At 67.9% G+C, this 20,111-nt stretch carries 16 protein-coding genes; 5 read left to right on the forward strand and 11 right to left on the reverse strand.

Translation table 11 applies throughout. The annotated features are described in order from the left end of the window. Nucleotides 1-662 precede the first annotated feature (662 nt). The 3 genes from WI26_RS26440 (at nucleotide 663) to WI26_RS26455 (ending at nucleotide 4,823) form a co-directional block, all read left to right on the forward strand. Nucleotides 663-2,261, forward strand: coding sequence for a S8 family serine peptidase (locus WI26_RS26440; protein WP_236849337.1), 1,599 nt, complete (start codon nucleotides 663-665; stop codon nucleotides 2,259-2,261). 172 nt (nucleotides 2,262-2,433) lie between these two features. After that, on the forward strand, nucleotides 2,434-2,943 hold the full coding sequence (locus WI26_RS26445; protein ID WP_059508426.1) for a GNAT family N-acetyltransferase: 510 nt from the start codon (nucleotides 2,434-2,436) through the stop codon (nucleotides 2,941-2,943). A gap of 521 nt (nucleotides 2,944-3,464) precedes the next feature. Next, entirely contained in the window at nucleotides 3,465-4,823 is a 1,359-nt protein-coding gene (locus WI26_RS26455) for an aspartate aminotransferase family protein (RefSeq protein WP_069227697.1), read from the forward strand. Nucleotides 4,824-4,881: 58 nt separating this feature from the next. On the opposite strand, the gene WI26_RS26460 is transcribed toward WI26_RS26455, so the two are convergent. The 5 genes from WI26_RS26460 to WI26_RS26480 all read right to left on the reverse strand — a co-directional run bounded on the left by WI26_RS26460 (nucleotide 4,882) and on the right by WI26_RS26480 (nucleotide 10,934). Continuing rightward, nucleotides 4,882-6,168, reverse strand: coding sequence for a serine hydrolase domain-containing protein (locus tag WI26_RS26460; protein ID WP_081334360.1), 1,287 nt, complete (start codon nucleotides 6,166-6,168; stop codon nucleotides 4,882-4,884). After that, nucleotides 6,168-7,364 (reverse strand): serine hydrolase domain-containing protein, encoded by a 1,197-nt coding sequence (locus WI26_RS26465; RefSeq protein ID WP_069227698.1) that lies wholly within the window; start codon nucleotides 7,362-7,364, stop codon nucleotides 6,168-6,170. The genes WI26_RS26460 and WI26_RS26465 overlap by 1 nt, the downstream gene beginning before the upstream one ends. Before the next feature lie 64 nt (nucleotides 7,365-7,428). Next, nucleotides 7,429-8,844, reverse strand: coding sequence for a dihydropyrimidinase (gene hydA / locus WI26_RS26470; RefSeq protein WP_059538738.1), 1,416 nt, complete (start codon nucleotides 8,842-8,844; stop codon nucleotides 7,429-7,431). Between the two features lie 10 nt (nucleotides 8,845-8,854). Next, nucleotides 8,855-9,583, reverse strand: coding sequence for an aspartate/glutamate racemase family protein (locus tag WI26_RS26475; protein ID WP_059467344.1), 729 nt, complete (start codon nucleotides 9,581-9,583; stop codon nucleotides 8,855-8,857). Nucleotides 9,584-9,635: 52 nt separating this feature from the next. Then, entirely contained in the window at nucleotides 9,636-10,934 is a 1,299-nt protein-coding gene (locus tag WI26_RS26480) for an MFS transporter (protein WP_059467345.1), read from the reverse strand. A gap of 172 nt (nucleotides 10,935-11,106) precedes the next feature. Between WI26_RS26480 and WI26_RS26485 the strand changes: the two genes are divergently transcribed. Continuing rightward, nucleotides 11,107-11,820: a GntR family transcriptional regulator gene (locus tag WI26_RS26485; protein WP_069227699.1), complete on the forward strand. Its 714-nt coding sequence runs from the start codon at nucleotides 11,107-11,109 to the stop codon at nucleotides 11,818-11,820. 41 nt (nucleotides 11,821-11,861) lie between these two features. Here WI26_RS26485 and WI26_RS26490 read toward each other — a convergent pair whose 3' ends face one another. Beyond that, nucleotides 11,862-13,037 carry a M20 aminoacylase family protein gene (locus WI26_RS26490; RefSeq protein ID WP_069227881.1) on the reverse strand — a complete coding sequence of 392 codons (1,176 nt, stop codon included), beginning with the start codon at nucleotides 13,035-13,037 and terminating at the stop codon, nucleotides 11,862-11,864. A gap of 38 nt (nucleotides 13,038-13,075) precedes the next feature. Further along, the gene (locus WI26_RS26495) at nucleotides 13,076-14,311 is read right to left on the reverse strand and encodes a diaminopropionate ammonia-lyase (RefSeq protein WP_069227700.1); all 1,236 of its coding nucleotides are present in this window, start codon (nucleotides 14,309-14,311) and stop codon (nucleotides 13,076-13,078) included. A 181-nt stretch (nucleotides 14,312-14,492) separates the two neighbouring features. Between WI26_RS26495 and WI26_RS26500 the strand changes: the two genes are divergently transcribed. Continuing rightward, nucleotides 14,493-14,969 carry an Lrp/AsnC family transcriptional regulator gene (locus tag WI26_RS26500; RefSeq protein ID WP_059467348.1) on the forward strand — a complete coding sequence of 159 codons (477 nt, stop codon included), beginning with the start codon at nucleotides 14,493-14,495 and terminating at the stop codon, nucleotides 14,967-14,969. Nucleotides 14,970-14,985: 16 nt separating this feature from the next. Here WI26_RS26500 and WI26_RS26505 read toward each other — a convergent pair whose 3' ends face one another. The 4 genes from WI26_RS26505 to mhpT form a co-directional block, all read right to left on the reverse strand. Continuing rightward, nucleotides 14,986-15,603, reverse strand: a complete 618-nt coding sequence (locus WI26_RS26505; RefSeq protein ID WP_059467349.1) for a PolC-type DNA polymerase III — start codon at nucleotides 15,601-15,603, stop codon at nucleotides 14,986-14,988. A 190-nt stretch (nucleotides 15,604-15,793) separates the two neighbouring features. After that, nucleotides 15,794-17,518, reverse strand: a complete 1,725-nt coding sequence (locus WI26_RS26510) for a tannase/feruloyl esterase family alpha/beta hydrolase (protein WP_069227701.1) — start codon at nucleotides 17,516-17,518, stop codon at nucleotides 15,794-15,796. A 28-nt stretch (nucleotides 17,519-17,546) separates the two neighbouring features. Beyond that, nucleotides 17,547-18,695 carry a porin gene (locus tag WI26_RS26515; RefSeq protein ID WP_059508418.1) on the reverse strand — a complete coding sequence of 383 codons (1,149 nt, stop codon included), beginning with the start codon at nucleotides 18,693-18,695 and terminating at the stop codon, nucleotides 17,547-17,549. 67 nt (nucleotides 18,696-18,762) lie between these two features. Next, nucleotides 18,763-19,968, reverse strand: coding sequence for a 3-(3-hydroxy-phenyl)propionate transporter MhpT (mhpT, locus tag WI26_RS26520; RefSeq protein ID WP_059508417.1), 1,206 nt, complete (start codon nucleotides 19,966-19,968; stop codon nucleotides 18,763-18,765). Nucleotides 19,969-20,111: the final 143 nt, after the last annotated feature.

The raw sequence follows: 20,111 nt of genomic DNA on the forward strand, positions 1-20,111 counted from the left end.
CAGATGCGCTGCCCGAGTCTCATCCCCAAATTTAGGACTTGTCTTATACCCGCGGCGGGCCCGCTCGCGCATACTGCCATCTGCTGTTTTCGAGTACGGCCGATGCGCCGCCAGGTTGCGTTGCAGCCAGCAATATCCCCCACTTGCCCAGCCGTCGCCGACTGAGCCGCGCGCGCAGCCAGCGGCCGCGCGTGACGGGCACCTGCCCGCGTGCTTTCACCGCCTGACCGGCATTCGAGCAGTGCCGGCCATTTGCCGTTCCGTTCGGTGGGCTGTCGGGCCAAACCTCACGCTTTCGATCGCTTTCCATGGCAAGCCCGATCGATTCGCGATCGCCGCATCTCGACCCGACATCACGACACCGTGCCGCCGTGCCGGTGCGATCGTGAACCCCGTCGCGAAGCCCGATGGGACCGTGCCCGGCGGCACGGCGCCATGCGACGCAAGGCTTGCAAGACATTCGATTCGGTCGTCGATACGCCAACGCCGAGACACCTGATGCGGCTCCCGGATTTCGCGAGGCTCCAACACGCATCTTCACGACAACACTCATGGCTCGAGCGAAGTTGGCGACGAGGCCGGCCTTTCAATCAATCGACCAGGAATAAAATCATATGGATACCTTAATTAGCAGTCTACTGCGATCGCGCACGATGAAAGGAATGACCGCCACGCTGCTTCCGGTGTTGCTGGTCGCATGCGGCGGCGGCGGTGGTGGCGACGGCAGCAATGCGACCAATTCGGCGGTCGAAGCCAACGATCCTGCGATTCACGAGCCCGCCCAGCCCGAGGGCGGTTCGGGCGAGCATGCCGACGACAGCACCTGGCATGAACAGTGCCACGCCGACGATACGTCGATGGTGGCGGCGGGAGGACCGGCATTGAACATGTCCACGAATCAGTTGATCGTGAAGATGCGCTCGCATGGGTCCGCCAGTGCTTCCGAATACGGTCGCGGGTCGCGCAACGCGTCGGTCGACGTCGACGCGCTGACGCGTGTCGTCGATCGAATCAATGCACGCGCCAACGCAAGCACGATCGCATCGCGCGGGCTCCCGGTGCGGATCGCAGTCAAGCGGCTGATGTCGGGCGGAAGCGCGGTCCTGTCCGCCACGGGCGCTGACCCATCCGTGGCCGCCCTTGCCGCCGAGCTCATGCGTGAGCCGGAAGTCGAATACGTCGAGCCGGATGTCGATGTGCACGCGAGTGCCCAGCCGCTCGATCCTCATTTCCGCGACATGTGGCATCTCCACGACAGCGACGTTGCCATCCGTATGCCCGGCGCATGGGATGTCACACAAGGCAACCGGGAAATCGTCACTGCGGTGCTCGACTCCGGCATCACGCCCCACCCGGAGCTCGCGGCGAACCTGCTGCCCGGATACAGCTTCGTCAGCAACGCGCTCTCCGCCAATGGCGTGCCGCGCGGGCCGCGCGCCGACGATCCGGGCGACTGGCTCAGCGAGGAAGAAACGTCGGCCGGCGGACCGTTCCACGGATTGCCCGCACAGCACAGCAGCTGGCACGGGACACGCGTCGCGGGCATCATCGGCGCTACCGCGAACAACGGAATCGGCATCGCCGGGGTCAACTGGTACGGCGCGGTCCTGCCGGTTCGCGTGCTCGGCAAGGGTGGCGGATCGACCAGCGACGTCGTCGACGGCATGCGCTGGTCCGCCGGCATCCCCGTCGCCGGCGCGCCCGCGAATGCGCATCCCGCGCGGATCGTGAATCTCAGCCTCGGGTCGATCGGCGCGTGCAGTCGCACGTTTCAGGATGCGGTCGACGAACTCAATGCGAACGGCGTGACCGTCGTGGCCGCCGCCGGCAACAGCGGCAACAATGCGATCGACATGCCTGCAAACTGCCGTGGCGTGATTTCGGTCGGAGCGAGCGACAATACCGGCCGGCGTGCATTCGACAGCAATACGCATCCGCGTGTGACGCTCAGCGCGCCGGGCACGGGAATTCTTTCGCTTGCCAATGACGGTACGCGCGCGCCCGGCGTCGCCACTTACGGCGTCACAAGCGGCACCAGTTTCGCAGCCCCGCAAGTGTCCGGCGTGGTGTCGCTGATGCTTGCGGCCAATCCGAGTTTGTCACCGCGCGATATCGCGGACATCCTGAAACGCACGGCCCGCTTCCCCGTGGTCGCGCAAACAACGCGCTCGTGCCGCGTGATTCCTGCCGGGCGAGGCATCCTCGACGCCCGGGCTGCGATCAACGCGGCGGCGAGCACGCGAAGCGGCAGCCGTTCATAAGCCCATCGAGCCAACCGCTCGATCGCTCCGTCATCGCGCGCCGCCTCCCGTACGCGGGACGCCGCCAACCCGCTCACGCGGCCGCTGGATTCCGATTAGCATAGGCGCGATACGTCGCGCGCCCGATTTCGGCGCGCGTCGCCTCGCACTGCGCTCCACCGGAACTCTCCTGATGACGATCACGACCCGCCTGCTCGACGCGGCCGACGCCGCCAGTTTCCAGACCGTTCGCCTGCGCGCGGTCGACACCGCGCCCACCTCTTTCCTGCCGACGCTCGCCGAGGAAGCTGGCATATCGGTCGACGAGTTCGCGACGCGCATCACGCCGACGCACGAACGGGCCGTATTCGGTGCGTTCGACGGCGATACGCTCGTCGGCATCACGGGCGTGCGCCGCGACGCGCGCGCGAAAATCGCGCACAAGGCGACGATCTGGGGCGTGTTCGTCGATCCCGCGTATCGCGGGCGCGGCATCGCGCAATCGCTGCTCGACAACGCGACCGCGCATGCGGCGCACGCATGGCAGTGCAAGCAACTGATGCTGTGCGTGAACGCCGTCAACGGCACGGCGGAACGGCTGTACGCGTCACACGGGTTCGTGCGCTTCGGCACGGAGCCGCGGTCGCTGTTGGTCGACGGGCAGTTTTACGACGAGCACTACATGGTCAAGACGTTGGCGTAGCGTGCCGCCGCCGCGAATGGGAAGTGGTGCGCATCGGCATGTGAACACTGACTCACCAGTGCAGCGCGTTTGTGCGTTCCCCTCTGTGCAGCCACGTCGATGCGCTGCCGACCATCGCCCCATGCGCAGCGAACGAGGCGAGCCGGATGTGAGCACACACCAACTTTCCATACAACACGGCCATCTCGACCAGCCGCCGCTGGTTTATGCGCAAAAACTCCAATAGCAACAACTCGGCGGCTGACACCGGTAGATCGAATCCTCACCTGCCGGCAGTCGCCGCCACACCGCCTAGCGCTCCATCGTCTCCCGCCGAAGCGACCGGTTCGAACATCAGCACCAGGTCGCCCGGATAGCTTCCGTTGACGTCGGCCGCACCGTGAGCGGCCGGTGCACGGCAAGTTACGCGGCATTCCATCGCCACGGCACGGCCCCTGCCCCGCCTCGGTAATTCCGCCTCTATTCAGCCCCCGGCGCTCCGCGCTATCGTCTTCGTCATCTTCACAGCCCAGGAGCCGCACTTGTCTTCCCGCCACGGAGTCGACCTCATCCGCGCCCGCGCACTGTTCGATCGCGAGCGCCGTGCATTCGCCGAAGCCATGCCGATCTCCCGCGCGTTGTCCGCGGAAGCGTCCGAGCATTTGCTGTTCGGCGTGCCGTTGCACTGGATGCAGGACTGGTCGACGCCGTTCTCGCTGGTCGTGAAGGAAGCGCGCGGTGCGACGTTCACCGACGTCGACGGTCATCGTTACGCGGACTTCTGTCTCGGCGACACCGGCGCGATGTTCGGCCACGCGCCCGAGCCGGTCGCGCGCGCGCTCGCCGAGCAGGCGACGCGCGGCTACACGACGATGCTGCCGAGCGAGGACGCCGCATGGGTGTCGCGCGAACTCGCGCGGCGCTTCAAGCTGCCGGTCTGGCAATTCGCGCTGAGCGCGAGCGACGCGAACCGCTTCGTGCTGCGCTGGGCGCGCGCGGCCACCGGTCGCAACACGATCGTCGTGTTCAACGGCTGCTATCACGGCACGGTCGACGACGTGTTCGTCGATCTCGTCGATGGCCGCCCGGTGCAGCGCGACAGCCTGCTCGGGCAGTCCTACGACCTGCTCGCGAACACGCGCGTCGTCGAGTTCAACGATCTCGAGGCGCTCGAAGCAGCGCTGAAGGATGGCGACGTCGCATGCGTGCTCGCCGAGCCGGCGATGACGAACATCGGGATGGTGCTGCCCGATCCTGGCTTCTGGGAGGCGGCGCGCGAGCTGACGCGCCGCTACGGTACGCTGCTCGTGATCGACGAAACGCACACGGTCAGCAGCGGCCCGGGCGGCTATGCGGCCGCGCACGGTCTCGAACCGGATGCGCTGGTGGTCGGCAAGCCGATCGCGGGCGGCGTGCCGTGCGCGGTGTACGGGTTCAGCGCCGAATTCGCGGCGCGCGCGAAGCAGGCAAAGCTGAACGCGCCGCCCGGCCATTCCGGGATCGGCACGACGCTCACCGCGAACATGCTGGCCATGCGAGCGGTGCGGGCGACGCTCGCCGAAGTGGCGACCGACGCCGCGTATGCGCACATGTTCGAGCTTGCCGCGCGGCTTGCGACCGGGCTCGAACGGGCGATCGCGAAACACGGGCTGCCTTGGTGCGTGACGCGCATCGGCGCGCGCACCGAGTTCCAGTTCACGCCCGTGGCGCCGCGCAACGGCACGATCGCGGGCGAACAGCTCGACAGCGAGCTCGAGCACATCGTGCATCTGTACCTGCTAAACCGCGGCGTGCTGATTACGCCGTTCCACAACATGATGCTCGTGTGCCCGCAGACGACGACCGACGACGTCGATACGCTCGTCGCGCAGTTCGACGCGTGCCTGGGCGAACTGGCGTGAGGTGAATGCGGCGGCCGTTCGGCTCGCCCGCAGCGGCAAGCCGAACGCACGCCCGGCGCTACTTCGGCAGATCCGTCGGATCGACCTGCGTGCCGGGCACGCCCGCGGTGCGCGCGCTCGCGTCGAGCTCGCCGCGCAGCGCCGAGCGCATATCGCCACCGCCGGACTCCTGCCCTGACGCGGCGCGACCATCGAGCGCCGGCAGGATGTAGCCGTTCACCATCCGGCGGAACAGCTTCACGTTCTCCGCATCGCGCAGCCCGCCGTCCACCGGCAGCACGCCGGTCATCACGATCACCGCATTGCGCTTCGGCAGCACCGTGATGAATTGCCCCTTGAAGCCCATCGCATCGAATTCGGGCTCGCGCTCGACGATGTTGTTGATCCACCAGTAGTAGCCGAAATGCGGCGACACGCGCGGCGCCGTCATCTGTGCGATCCACGCCTGCGGCACGACCTGACGCCCCTGCCAGCGCCCGCCGTCGAGCACGAGCATGCCGATCTTCGCCATGTCGACCGCGCGCAGCCGCAGCCCCCAGCCCGCCGATACGAGCCCCGTGCGGTCCGCGCGCTCCCATGCGGCGCGCTTCATGTCGAGCGGGCCGAACAGATGCGCCTGCGCATAGCGCTCGACGGGTTCGCCAGCCGCCGCGCTCAACATCGCCGACGCGAGGATCGGATTCACATCGGTGTACTCGAACGCGGTGCCGGGCGCGACCTTCGGCGCCGCCGACGCGGCGAGCTTCAGCCGGTCCGGCGCGGTGTAGTAGATCGGATCGTCCTTCGGGCTGAAGTCGTAATGCAGGCCGCTCGACATCGACAACACGTGCTTCAGCTCGATGCCGCGTTTGTCCGCGAGCGCGCCGCCCAGATCGGGGCGCCACGCGGCGAGCCGCGCGGCCACCGGCTCGTCGAGATGCACGGCGCCGCGATCGACCAGGATGCCCGCGACGAGCGACGTCACGGCCTTCGTCACCGAATACAGTTCGTAGGTCGAATCGCGCGACGCATTCGCCCCGTAGCGCTCGAAGATCAGCTTGCCGTCCTTCACGACGAGCAGGCTGTACACGTCGAGCTTCTGCTCGCGGATCCAGCGCGACAGTTCGACGAGCTTGCGCGAATCCACGCCGACGTCTTCAGGCGCGGCCGCAGCGATGCCGGTTTCATGCAGCGGCGGCAACGCATCGGCCGCATGTGCCACGGACGGCACCTGCGCCGACGCCAGCGCACCGCCGCCGATCAGCAGCGCGGCCACCCGCGCGAGCAGTCGTCGGATGAAAGGCGCCGCGGGCCGTCGCGTGTCGCGCCACGCGGACGAGTCGCCCATGATGTTCGTCTTCCTCATCAAATCTCCGGTGCGTCGTTGAACGCGGCGGCCGTCCCCGGCACGCCTTTCGTCCGACGGCTGCGCGCGAGTTCGTCGCGCAGCGCCTGCGTGGTTTCCGCGCGCTCGACCGGCGGCCGCGCGGGCGTGAGCGCGGGCAGGATGTAGTCGCCGACCATCCGCCGATACAGGTTCAGATAGGTCGCGTCGCGCAAGCCGCCGTCCGTCGGCAGCAGGCTCGTCATCACGACGACCGCGCGCTGCGCGGGCAGCACCGTGATGAACTGCCCCTTGAAGCCCATCGCGCCGAATTCCGGCGTGCCGTGTTCGACGACATGGCTGATCCAGCAGTAATAGCCGTAGTCGGCCGCGGCCGGCGACGGCGTCGTCATCTGCCGGACCCAGCCAGCCGGCACGATCTGCTTGCCGTTCCAGCGGCCGTTGTCGAGCAGCAGCATGCCGATCTTCGCCATGTCCACCGCGCGCAGCCGCAGGCCCCAGCCGCCCGCCACCGCGCCGGTGCCGTCGGCGCCGCTCCAGCGGTAATGCGCGAAGCCGAGCGGCTCGAACAGCCGCTTGCGCGCGAAGTCGTCCTCGCGTTCGCGCGCGGCGATCGCGACGGCCGTGCCGACCAGCACCGGGTTCACGTCGATGTAGTCGAATTGCGTGCCGGGCGGCTGCGCGACCCGGCTCGTCACCGCGACGCGCAACCGGTCGGGCGCGTCGTAGTACAGAGGATCGGTGCCTTCGCGCGTCGTGTAGCGCAAGCCGCTCGACATCGACATCAGATGCCGCAGCTCGATGTCCTGCTTGTCCGCGAGTTCGCTCGCGAGATCGGGCCGCGCGGCCGCGATCAGCGGCGCGACCTTGGTCGACGGGCCGAGCCTGCCTTCGCCGTCGAGGATGCCGGCGAGCAGCGCGGTGATCGTCTTCGTCACCGAATACAGCTCGTAGTTGTTGTCGCGCGTCAGGCCGTCGCCGTAGCGCTCGAACACGATCTTCCCGTCCTTCACGACGACGAGGCTGCGCAAGTCCATCCGTTCGCGGCGCAGCCATTCGGACATCCGCACGAGCGGCGTCGAATCGACGCCGGCCGCTTCGGGCACGACGCTCGGCAGGTCCTGCTGCGGCCCGCCCGCGGCCAGCGCCGGGCCGCCGCACGACCCGGCGACGATCGCGGCGGCCGCGATGCCGCGCATTGCGAGGGAAACGCTCATCCTTGCTCCTGTTGAAACGCGTGCCCGCCACATCGGGCGGGCCGTCGCGTCGACTCCCGGGAAGTCAGTCGAGACACGGCTTGCCGGCCGGCAGAAATCGTCCGCGCCCCGGCTCCGCCGCGAGCAGCCGGCCGTCCTCGACGAGCAGTTCGCCGCGCGACAGGCAATGACGCGGCCAGCCCGTCACCTCGATCCCTTCATAGGGCGTGTAGTCGACCGCATGATGCAGCGACGCATTCGCGATCCGCACGCGCTTGTCGGGATCCCACACGACGATATCCGCGTCGGCGCCGACCGCGATCGTCCCCTTGCGCGGATACAGCCCGTACAGCTTCGCGGGCCGCAGCGACGTCAGCTCGACGAACTGATGCAGCGACAGCCGCCCGTTGCGCACGCCGTCGAACAGCAGCGGCAAACGCGTCTCCAGGCCCGGGATCCCGTTCGGGATATGGTCGAACGACACGGTCTTCCCGCCCGGATGCTTGCCGCACGGATCGTCGTAGTTGAACGGCGCATGATCCGACGAGAATACCGAGAACACGCCCTGCTTCAGCGCCTTCCACACGGCCTGCTGGTTGGCCGGATCGCGCGGCGGCGGGCTGCATACGCATTTCGCGCCTTCGTAGCCGTCGTGACCGTGATGACCGAGATCGGCTGCCGTCAGGTACAGGTACTGCGGGCAGGTTTCGGCCAGGATCGGCAACCCGCGCGACTGTCCCCAGCGGATCTGCTCGATCGCCTCCGCGCCCGACACGTGCACGATCAGGATCGGCACGTCGACGAGTTCCGCGAACGCGATCGCGCGATGCGTCGCCTCGCGCTCGACCACCGCCGGCCGCGCATGCGCGTGGAAATGCGGCGCGACGTGGCCGTCGCCGAGCAGCCGCTCGGTCAGCCAGCCGATGCAGTCCGAGTTTTCCGCGTGCACCATCACGAGCGCGCCGTGCTCGCGCGCGACCGACAGCACGTCGAGCATCTGCCGGTCGTTCAGCTTCAGGTCGTCGTAGGTCATGTACACCTTGAACGACGTGTAGCCGTTCGCGATCAGCCGCGGCAACTCCTCGGCCAGCACGTGCGGCGTCGGATCGGCGACGATCAGGTGAAAGCCGTAGTCGATCAGCGCGCGCCCTTCCGCCCGCCGGTGATAGTCGTCGACGGCCGCCTGCAGCGATTGCCCCTTCGCCTGCGCGGCGAACGGCACCACGGTGGTCGTGCCGCCGCACAGCGCGGAGCGCGTGCCGGATAGGAAATCGTCGGCCATCTTCAGCCCGTCGGGCATCGGCTGGTCGAGATGGCAGTGCGCATCGACGCCGCCCGGCATCACCAGCATCCCGGTCGCATCGAGCTCGCGCGGCGCGCGCGGCAGCCCGTGGCCGAGCATGGCCACGCGCCCCGCGCGGATGCCGATGTCGCACGAGAACCGGTCCGCCGCCGTCACGACGTCCGCGTGACGGATCACGAAATCGAGATCGTTCGACATGGCGCGCGCCTCAGATCACGTCGCTGAAGAGCCGGCCCCAGCCCTTCACCTGCCGCGTGTCGTAGTCGGCGAGCTGCAGCGACTTCCACACGACGGTCGAGATCGTGTCGTAGATCGGAATGCCCGTCTCTTCCTCGAGCGCCGGCACCAGGTGCGCGGCGTTCAGGTTCGTGCAGAAAATCGAGATCGCGCGCGGGCCGGCCTTCGCGACTTCGCGCACCATCCCGCCGATCTGGTCGCCCGTGACTTCGGAGAACGAGAAATTGACCTTCAGGTTCAGGTGGCGCTCGGCGATGCAGTTCAGCCCCGAGCGGCGGTAGTTGTCGACGATCTTCGTCTGCACGTCGTCGAGGTACGGCGTGACGAGGCCGAACTCGTGCGCGCTGGTCTTCTTCAGGATCTCGTTGAGCGCGAGCACGGAGGTCGTGGCCGGAATGCCGGTGGCTTCGGTGATGCGCTGGCACAGCCGCTCGTCGGCCTCGAAGCCAAGCCAGCCGGACGACGTGCCGTTCCACGCGATCACGTCGACCTTCGCATCGGCGAGCAGCATCGCGGCCTGAATGATCTTGTCGTCGTCGAACTGGCCGAGCGCCTGGCCCGTCAGCGAGATTTCGGTGACGGGAAAGCGCGCGAAGTGCGCGGACACGCCCGGCAGGCCGGCGACCATCGCGCTCGTCAGCGGTTCGAGCGACGTGTTGGAGGACGGGGTGAGCATGCCGAGCAGGGTGCGTTTCTTCATGATGGGTTGTCTCTCTACCAGTGAATGCAGTCGATGCAGTGAAAGGGGTCGGTCAGACCGGAAGCTTGTTTTCGTAGTCGATCGCGCTGGAGCACACGAGCAGGCCCACGCCGGCCGCCGCGAACACCATCAGCGCAAGGAAGTAGGAACCGGTGAACTGCACGATCGCGCCGACCACGATCGGCACGGTGATGCCGCCGATGTTGCCGCCGAGGTTCATGAAGCCGCCGAGGAAGCCGATCTTGTTGCGCGTGCCGAGCGACGACGGGATGCACCAGTACAGCCCGCACCAGCGCAGGAAGAACAGCGTCGACGACAGCAGCGCGACGCACACGACAGGGCTCTTCACGTAGGCGACGGAAAAGATCGACACGGTCGCGATCACGGCCGCGATGCCGAACAGCGTGCGCATCACGACGTTCGGACGGCCGCCCGCGGCCTTCCACTTGTCGGCGATCCAGCCGCCAAGCAGCTCGCCGACGAAGCCGCAGAAAAAGATGATGAAGGTCGAGCCGCCCATCTGCTTGATGTCGAAGCCGTGCACCTTGTGCAGGTAGTTCGGCATCCATGTGAGCAGCCCGTAGAACACGCTGTTGAAGCACATCCAGCCGAAGAACATGCACCACACCGAGCGGTACTTGAAGAAGTCGCGCGAGCGGCCCGATGCGTCGGCCGGCTCGGCCGCGAGGTCGCTCGCGTGCGATGCCTCGATGTAGTCGGCTTCGAGATCGTTGACGCCCGGATGCTCGCGCGGCGTGTTGCGGATGTAGTACCACGCGAGGAAACCGGCCAGCACGGTGCCGACCCCGGCGACCGCGAACGCGAGCCGCCACGAGCCGAGCAGCGCGATCAGGCCGGCGATCAGCACCGCGCCCAGGGCCGCGCCGAGCGGCGCGCCGCCGTCGAGCAGCGTGGCGCCGCGGCCGCGCTCGGTCTGCGTCATCCAGATCGCGTTGAGCTTGCCGCCGGCCGGATAGATCGGCGCTTCGGACGCGCCGAGGCCCAGGCGCGTGAGCAGCAGCGACGGCGCGTTCGTGCACAGCGCGGCGATCGCCTGGAAAAAGCCCCAGAACACGGTTGCCGTCGCGATCACGATGCGCGGCTTGAACCGGTCGGCCAGCATCCCGCCCGGGATCTGCATCACCGCATAGGTCCAGAAAAACGAACTGAGGATCAGACCCTCCATCGCCGGCCCGATGTTGAACTCCTGCGAGATGTAAGGCATGGCGACGGACAGCGACGCGCGATCGACGTAGTTGATCGCGATGAGGCTCAGCATGACGACGAATATCTTCCAGCGGACGGCGGATTTGCCGACCGTCAGGGCGGCGACACCGGAGGTTGAAGACATGGACGGACTCCAGGAGTGAACGAGGATGGTCAAGACGTCGCGCAACGTGGAACCGAGTATAGGATTAGAAATTTATAATTACCGTTAGCGTAAACGCTTGGTTTTATTGAAATTATTCTATCACTATGATGGTGCAGGGTAAGCCCCGATATCGTGATAAGCTTGCCCCATCATGAGCCAGCCCCCCCGCAATCCCCTGCTTCTGCGCACCCGCGGCATGGCCGCGGAGATCGCCGCGCGCCTGCGCGTGATGATCGACGAAGGCGAACTGCCGCCCGGCGCGCGGATCGACGAAAAGGAACTGAGCCTCGCGTTCGACGTGTCGAAGACGCCGCTGCGCGAAGCGCTGAAGGTGCTCGTCGCGGAAGGCGCGGTTACGCATCGCCAGTACATTGGCTATCGCGTCGCGCCGATCGACGTCGACGATCTCGTGTCGACATTCGAGCTGCTGCACGGGCTCGAGGCGATGGCGGGAGAACTGCTGCGCAAGCGCATCGCCGCGCCGGCGCTCGCCGCGTTGCAGGCGAAGCACCGGCGGATGGTCGAGTGCCATGAAGCCGGCAAGCGCGTCGAATATTTCCGGCTGAACCAGCAGATTCATCAGATGATCGTCGACGCGGCGGGCAACCCGGTGCTGTCGGGCATCTATGCGTCGCTGATGTCGAAGGTGCACCGCGCACGCGGCGCCGCGAACGCGGACACGCTGCGCTGGGCGGAATCGCTGCACGAGCACGAAGCCATCATGGCCGCGCTCGCCGATCCCGACCATACGCTGCTGCCGCAGGTGCTGCGCAGCCATTCGGAAAACACCGCGCGGGAAGTGCTGGCGATCCTCGATCGCACGAGCCCGGCCGACGCGCCGGGCAAGCGGGCGGTGCAAGCGTGAAGCCGCGCGCAGGCCGCGCGGCTCCGGCCGCCTGACGCCCGTTACACAGCCTTCAGCGCGCGCCGCGCCACTTCCGCGAAATAGCGCGCGCCCACCGGCAGGATCTCGTCGTTGAAATCGTACGCCGCGTTGTGCAGCGGCACGCCGCCTCGCCCGACCGCATCACCGTTGCCGATGAACACGAAGTTGCCCGGCACGGCCTGCAGGAACGCGCCGAAGTCTTCCGAGATCATCATCGGCTGCACGTCGGCGTTCACCGCGTCGGCGCCCGCGACCTGCGCGGCGGCCTGCACCGCCGTATCGACCCATTCCGGAGAATTCACCGTCGGCGCAAACTCGTGCGTGTACTCGAACGTGCAGGTCGCGCCGTGCGTTCGGCAGATTCCTTCGCTGATCTCGCGCATCCGCGTTTCCAGCAGCGTCTGCACGTCGCGCGAATAGCTGCGCGTGTCGCCCTTGATCGTCACCGTCGACGGCAGCACGTTGCGCAGCCCGTCGGTGATGAACTCCGTGCACGAAATCACGGCCTGCTGGCCCGGATCGAGATTGCGCGACACGATCGTCTGCAGCGCGATCACGATCTGCGAACCGATCACGATCGGATCGATGCCCATGTGCGGGCGCGCCGCATGCGTGCCGCGCCCGTCGATCCGGATCACGAAGTTGTCCTCGCTCGCCATGATGCCACCCGCGCGCGTCGAGAACGTGCCGGCGCGCATGCCCGGCATGTTGTGCGCGCCGAAGATCGCGTCGACCGGGAAGCGCTCGAACAGACCGTCGGCCATCATCGCCTTCGCGCCGCGGCCATGCTCCTCGGCCGGCTGGAAGATGAAGCGCACCGTGCCGTCGAAGTCCTTGCGCTCGGCCAGCAGTTGCGCCGCGCCGAGCACCATCGACATGTGGCCGTCGTGTCCGCACGCGTGCATCTTGCCCGGCGTGCGCGACGCATGTTCGCGGCCCGGCGCGTGTTCGGCGATGTTCAGCGCGTCCATGTCCGCGCGGATGCCGATCGTGCGCGTGCCGGTGCCGGCCGTCAGGTTCGCGACGAGCCCGGTGCCGCCGATCCCGCGATGCACGTCGAGCCCGAGCGCCGTCAGGATCCGCGCGACGTAGTCCGACGTGTTCACTTCCTCGAAACCCGTCTCCGGGTGCTGGTGCAGATGCCGGCGCCAGGTTTTCAATTGCCGTTGCAACGTGCTTTCTTCCATTGCGTCCATCGTGCTTGCCTCGTCGGTCGTCAAGTCGTTCGGTTCGCTCAGGCCATCGCCGCTGCACGGTTCAGCCAGCCGCGCTGGCGCGCGAGCACCGCGTCGGCCGTGTCGCCGACGCACTGCCGGTAGACCGACGGCGCGGTCGCGCCTTCCGTGTTGATCGCGAGCACGCGTGCGTTCGCGTCGAGCCCGGTCTGCCGCGCCAGCACCGGGTCGCGCATCAGCACGGTCAATCCGGCGATGCCCGCCGCGCCCGACTCGCCGGACACGAACGGCACATCGCGTTCGCTGCCGGCGGCAAGCCGGCGCATCGCCTGCACCGCGTCGTCGTCGTCGATCAGCATGAAGTGGTCGATGCACGGCTCGAGGAAATCCCATGCGAGCGGCGACGCCTCGCCGCACGCGAGCCCGGCCATCACCGAATCGACACTGCCGGTCGCCTTCGTCGCGCGACCGGCGAGCGCGCTCTGGTACAGGCAATCGGCCTGGCGCGGCTCGACGACGATGAAATGCGGCCGCCGTGCGCCGGCATGCTCCCACAGATAGCTCGCGACACCGGCCGCGAGGCCGCCCACGCCGCCTTGCAGGAACACGTGCGTGAACGGGCGGCCGTCTTCGCACGCGGGCTGCTGCGCGAGCGCCTCGGCCGCGATCACGCCGTAGCCCTGCATCACGTCGCGCGGAATCGCCTCGTAGCCGTCGTACGACGTATCCGACACCACGTGCCAACCGTTCGCGTCCGCGAGTTGCGCGGCGTGCACGACGGATTCGTCGTAGTTACCGGCGATCCGCACGATCCGCGCGCCCTGCGCGGCGATCGCGTGCTCGCGCTCCGCGTCGACGTGCGCATGCAGCACGATCACGCAGCGGCAGCCGATCGCGCGCGCGGCGGCGGCCAGCGCGCGGCCGTGATTGCCGTCGGTCGCGCTGATCACCGTCAGGTTGGCCAGCGACGCCGCGTAACGCCCGGTGACGAGCCCGCGCGGATCGAGTTCCTCGTTGCGCCGCAGCCGCTTCACGAGCCGCATCAGCGCGATCGGTGCGCCGAGCGCCTTGAAGCTGCCGAGCGGCGAACGGCACGCTTCGTCCTTCACCCCGACGCTCGCGACACCGAGCCGCGCGGCCAGGTCGGGCAACGCGCGCAACGGCGTGCGCGCCGCGCCGACGAGCGGCCAGTGCGACAGCCACGCGCCGCTCTCGCCGGCAGCGGCAATGTTCATGATGCGGCGCAGCGCGTCGGGATAGTCGATGCGCGACGCGCGGGGATTGGCGATCAGCATGGCGGAAAGGGCTCCGGAAAAGGGCCGCGCGGGCAGCCCGTCAGTGGATGCGGTGCGGGCGCATACGGGTTGCGCTCGCTGTCGGTCCGAAAAATAATATTGCGCATGCTCAGCAACAAAATCGCCAAATCGGCGAGCTTGACGCAAAAATTTCTCATTCTTTCGAGGCTGCCACGCCATCATGCCCATTCCACTCGATACGTTCGATCGCAAGCTGCTGATGGAAGTCCAGCGCGACGCGCACACGCCGCAGAACGAACTCGGCGCCCGCGTAAACCTGTCGACCGCCGCCGTGAACCGCCGTCTGCGGCGGCTCGCGGAAAACGGCGTGATCGAGCGCTATACAGCCGTCGTCGCGCCGGAGAAGGTCGATCATCCGCTGACGATCGTCGTGAACGTCGAGGTCGAGAGCGAGCAGATCGACCAGCTCGACGCGATGAAGCGGACCTTCGAGCGCTGCCCGCAGATCCAGCAGTGCTACTACGTGACCGGGGAATGGGATTTCGTGCTGATCCTGGCCGTGCGCAACATGGATCAGTACAACGCGCTCACGCGCGAGCTGTTCTTCGCGAACAACAACGTGAAGCGCTTCAAGACGCTGGTCAGCATGAGCCGCGTGAAGGTCGGGCTCGAAGTGCCGGTCGAGACCGGCGAGTGACGTGTGGCGATCGACGTCAGCGCCGGTCGGCGGCCAGTGACCCGAAAAACGTCGCCACCTTAGCCTTGCTCGTCGTCTGCAACCGCGACATGAGCCCGTGGTCGACTTGCCGCAGCCCGTAAGTCTCGCCGATGTCGCGCTGCATCCGGCACCAGAGGTGGGTCGCGATCTCCGCATCGACCATCGCGCGGTGCGCGCGGCCTGCCTTCGGCAGCCGCAGCATGTCGGCGAGGCTCGACAGCCGGTGACTTTGCGCGTGCGGGTAGATGCGCCGCGCGACGAGCATCGTGCATGCGAACGCATGATCGGCCGCCACGCCGAGCATGCCGAGCTCGGCTTGCCAGAACCGCTTGTCGAAGCCGGCGTTGTGCGCGACGACGGGGTGGCTTCCGACGAATGCCGCAGCTTCCTTCATGACCTTCGACACTGGCGGCGCCGACGCAATCATCTCGTTCGTGATTCCGGTGAGCGCGACGACGTCGGAAGGAATGCGCCGCCCTGCGTTCATCAGGCTCTGGTAGCGGTCGACGATCTCGCCGTCGCGCAGCAGGATCACGGCGATCTCGGTCGCCCTGTCTCCCATGTTCGGGGAAAGCCCGGTTGTTTCGAAGTCGAGTACCGCTACGGTTTGCATGGTCGAATCAGGGGAAGGATGCCTGGCGAGCCACGTCGATCGAGACGCGTCCCGCCGACGCAAAAGCGCCATAGTATCCCCGGATGCGGTATCCGGCGGCAAACGCCGTCGTCGCGTGCCACTTCCGCTGCGAGACAAAGGCGAACGTACCGATGCACCCGCGCATCGGTACGTTCACGCGCCCGCTACGTCAGCGACAACTGAAACTCGCCGCCGAATTCACGTCGCCCGAGCCGTTGTAGCGCGCAACTTGCGGATACGGACACAGCGGACGCGTGCGTCCCGCTCCCCACGACGCCGGCACGTCCGCATTCGGCACCGCGTTCGTCGTGTCGCGCGCCGTGGCGACGATCGCCTTGGGCGCCTGCCCTTGCTCGACCCACGCGACGAGCGGCGTCAGCATGTCGAACTGGTCGGCTGCCGGCCCGCCCGAGCAGTGGTTCATGCCCGGCACCGGATAGAAGCGCGCGAAGTCCGACGCGTCGCCGCCGTTCGCCTGCGCGAGCCGCCCGTACCAGTCGCTCGTGTCGCTGTACGAGAACACCGGATCGCCCGTGCCGTGATAGACCAGCAGCTTCGCGCCGCGCGACTTCAGCGCGGACAGGTTGGTCTCGTCGGGCGGCGTCATGAACGACCACGCGGATTGCGTGTACACGCCGTTCGTCGCGAAGATCGCCGGCGCGTCGTTGTCCATGTCGAAGCCGAGCGCGAAGCCGGCGAGGTTCGCGAGCGTCGCGGCGGTTTTCGGCGGCGTCGTGAACGTGAACGCCATCGCGGCCGGGTCGAGCGTGACCGAGTTCGACTGCTTCCACGCGGCCCAGCCGCCGGCCGCGATGCCCGGATCGTACGGAAAGCTCGCATAGAGCGCCGTGCCCGCGCTGTTGCGCGCGCCCGCGAACACGTTCTCGAGCGCACTCTTCTGCGCGGTCGTCAGGCAGGCGCCGGTGCGCGTGCCGTTCGCGCAGGTCGGGATGTCGGCGTCGACGCTGAAATGCGCCTGGCATGCGGCGACGTCCTGCACCATCCCGTCGGCCACGCCGTCGAGCGCATCGCACTTGTCGAGAATCGTCGCACCGACGAACTTGCGTTCCGCATCGGTGAAGCCGCTGCGAATATCGGGCAGCCCATTCGTCCCCGTCGCCGACGCGATCTTCGCGAACTGCTGCGCACCGTACATCTCGCCGATCGCCGCCTTCGGCAGATGGAAGCCCGGGTCGCCCGCGATGATCCCGTCGTAGTCGCCCGCGTTGCGCACGGCCGTGACCATCGCGTGACGGCCGCCGTTCGAGCAGCCGCCGAAATAGCTGCGGTCGGGCGCTTTCCCGTATGCGAGCCGGATCACTTGCTTGGCCATCGGCGTGAGCGCGTCGACGGCGCCGTAGCCGTAGTCGAGCCGCGCCTGCGGATCGAGGCCGAACAGCGGGTTCTGCGCGGCGCTGTGCCCGGAATCCGAGCTGATCACCGCGAAGCCCATGTTCAGCGCGTCGGTCAGCGGCCCGCCGCCGCCGATCTCGCCGGTCGCGGTCACGACGTTGCCGTCGAGCCCGCCGTTCGCCTGGTAGAAGAAGCGGCCGTTCCACGCTTTCGGCAAACGCATCTCGAAACCGATCGCATAGGTCTGGCCGTCCACCGCGCTCACGCGCTCGTTCATCTTCCCGTCGATCACGCAGTGTTCGGCGATCGGCTTGCCGGCCACCGTCAGCGTGCCGGCGGCCGCAGTGGTCACCGACGTGAACGACGTGTTCGCGTACGACAGCTTCGCGGCGAGCGCGTCGCAGGTCTGCGTCATCGCGGCCGGCGTCGCGGCGCTCAGGTGCGTCGGCGTGGCGCTGACGGAATCGTCGCCGCCGCAGCCGGCGAGCATGGCTGCCGCCGACAGCGGTGCAATGCAAAGGAATGCAGATTTCCTATTCAAGATATCTCCCCTTCGTCAGGCTGCCGGATCAGAACATGTGCCGCACGCCGACCATCGCGCCGAGCTGCCCCATCCCGGCGCCGGGCGTCGTGCCGGGCCCGCCGCCGCTGACCGCGTAGCGTGCATGCGCGCTGTTCCACAGATACGAAGATTGCGCATAGACGGCCGTGCGCTTGGTCAGCAGATAGGTCGCGCGCAGCGTGGCCATCGTCGCGCGCGTGTCGTGCGCGCTGTTGACGATCCGGTAACCCTCGCCGTCGACGATGAAATCGGGCTTCACCGCATACGACGCACCGAGGAAGAACAGGTCCGAATGCGCGCCCGGCGCGGCCGGCGAGCCGGTCGACACGCGCCGCCCGATCCAGCCCGCGCCGATCCGCGCGCCGGCCGCCTGCGCATACGCGCTCACGTGCGTGCGCGCGTCCTTGCCGCCGCTGCTGGTGAATGCGACCGGTGCGACGCCGTCGAAGAAGTTCGCGGCCGCGCCGGTGCCGCCGCGCTGCTCCTCGTACGATGCCGCCGCACCGAAATACGCGCTGTCGTACTTGAGCATCACCGACCAGTTGCGGCACTGGACGGCATCGCCCGGCACCTGCCCCGCGCACGTGCCCTGCCCCGGCGAATTGCCGGTGCCCGCGCCGTCGCGGCCGAACGAATACGCGGCGCCGAGCGTCACGCCGCGATACGTGCCGACGTAGGTCACCGCGTTGTCGGCGCGGCCGTTCGGCACGTATGCGTCGAACGAGCCGAGCCCGTAGATGTCGGGGCCGATGATGTCCGCGCCCTGCAGCGCGAGATAGGTCATCGTGTACTGGCGGCCGAACGCGAGCGTGCCGAAGCCGCTCTTCAATCCGACGAATGCCTGCCGCCCGAACAGCCGGCCGCCCTGGCCGAGATCGCCGCCGCGCACGTTGAAACCGCTTTCGAGCGTGAATACCGCCTGATAGCCGCCGCCGAGATCCTCCGTGCCGCGCAGGCCCCAGCGAGACGGCAGCTCGCCGGTCACGCCCGGCATGCGCACGACGTGGTCGCCGGCCGCGTTCGCGTGCGACACGAACTCGACGCCCGTATCGATGATGCCGTACAGCGTCACGCTGGACTGCGCGTGCGCGCCCGGCGCGGCAAGCGCGCAGCACGCGCCGGCGGCCAGCAGGCCGTTCCTAGTCTTCGTCTTCATTTCGTTGCGTCTCCAGACCGTGATGAGTTGCGCGCTCTGACGGCGCGCATTGAAAAAACGAAACGTTTCAGTCGCCGGCTTGCGGGCGGCGAATCAGCACGAATGCAGCGAAGGCCGCGACGAGCGTGACGGGGATGCTCGCGCCGATCACGACGGGCGCGCTGCGGCCCGCGGCCAGCAGCGTCGCGGCCGCGAGCGGCCCGACGACGGAGCCGAGCCGGCCGACCGCCACCGCCGCGCCGACGCCGGTGCCGCGCATCGCCGTGGGGTAATAGATCGCCGCGAGCGCATACAGCACCGACTGACCGCCGACCACGAACATCCCGGCCGCGAACGCGGCCGCCGCGAGCGACGCGAAGCCGGGTGCGGCCGCGAGCGCGGCGAGCGACAGCACGATCCCGACATACATGCCGCCGACCACGCGCGACGCGCGCATCCGGTCGAGCGCCGCGCCGATGCCGAGCGCGCCGAGGCCCGCGCCGACGTTGAATGCGATCTGCACGAGGCCGACATGCGCGCGATCGAGCCCGCGCGAGGCCATCAGCGACGGCAGCCAGTTCAGCAGGAAGTAGAGGACGATCAGCGTGCAGAAGTAGCTGACCCACAGCGCGACGGTCGACGTCGTGCGGCCGTCGCCGAACAACGTGCGCGCGACGCTCGTGCGCGCGGCCGGCGTGCCGGCGACGTCGAGGTACGCGCGCGATTCCGGCAGGAACCACGCCAGCAGCGGCACGAGCAGCAGCGGGCCCAGGCCGCCGACGTAGAAGATGTGCCGCCATTCGGTGTCGCCGGCGAGCAGCACGCCGATCACCGACGCGATCACGCCGCCGAACGGGATACCGCAATACATCGTGGCCACCGCGCTGCTGCGCGAGCGTGGCTCGACCGCTTCGGACGACAGCGCGATCAGGTTCGGCATCGCGCCGCCGAGGCCGATGCCGGTCAGCACGCGCACGACGACGAGCATCGCGAAGGTCGATACCTGCGCAGTGGCGAGCGACAGCAGCCCGAACAGCACGGCCGACGCGATCAGCACGCGCTTGCGGCCGATCCGGTCGGCGAGCCGCCCGCCGAGCATCGCGCCCGGCAGCAGCCCGAAGGTGCCCGCGCTGAACGCGATGCCCATCTGCGATACGGAAAGCCCGAATTCGCGCGCCATGCGCGGCGCGGCGACGCCGACCGACTGCAGGTCGAGCCCTTCGAGAAGTGCGATCGCGAAACACAGCGCGAGCGTGGTCGCGACCGTCGGTTTTTCGGCAACGTAAGTGTTCATCGTGTCTCCAGTCCCATGTCTTGTAGTCGATCGGCCCGGCGACGACCGGCGCGCGCCGCCGCGGGCCCACTGGCGGATCGGCGCGCGATATGTCGTCCGAACGGTCGCCTTTATCAGGCAGCCTGATTCACGAGCCGCAAGGG

This window comes from Burkholderia diffusa (assembly GCF_001718315.1).
GTDB classification, from domain to species: Bacteria; Pseudomonadota; Gammaproteobacteria; order Burkholderiales; family Burkholderiaceae; genus Burkholderia; species Burkholderia diffusa_B.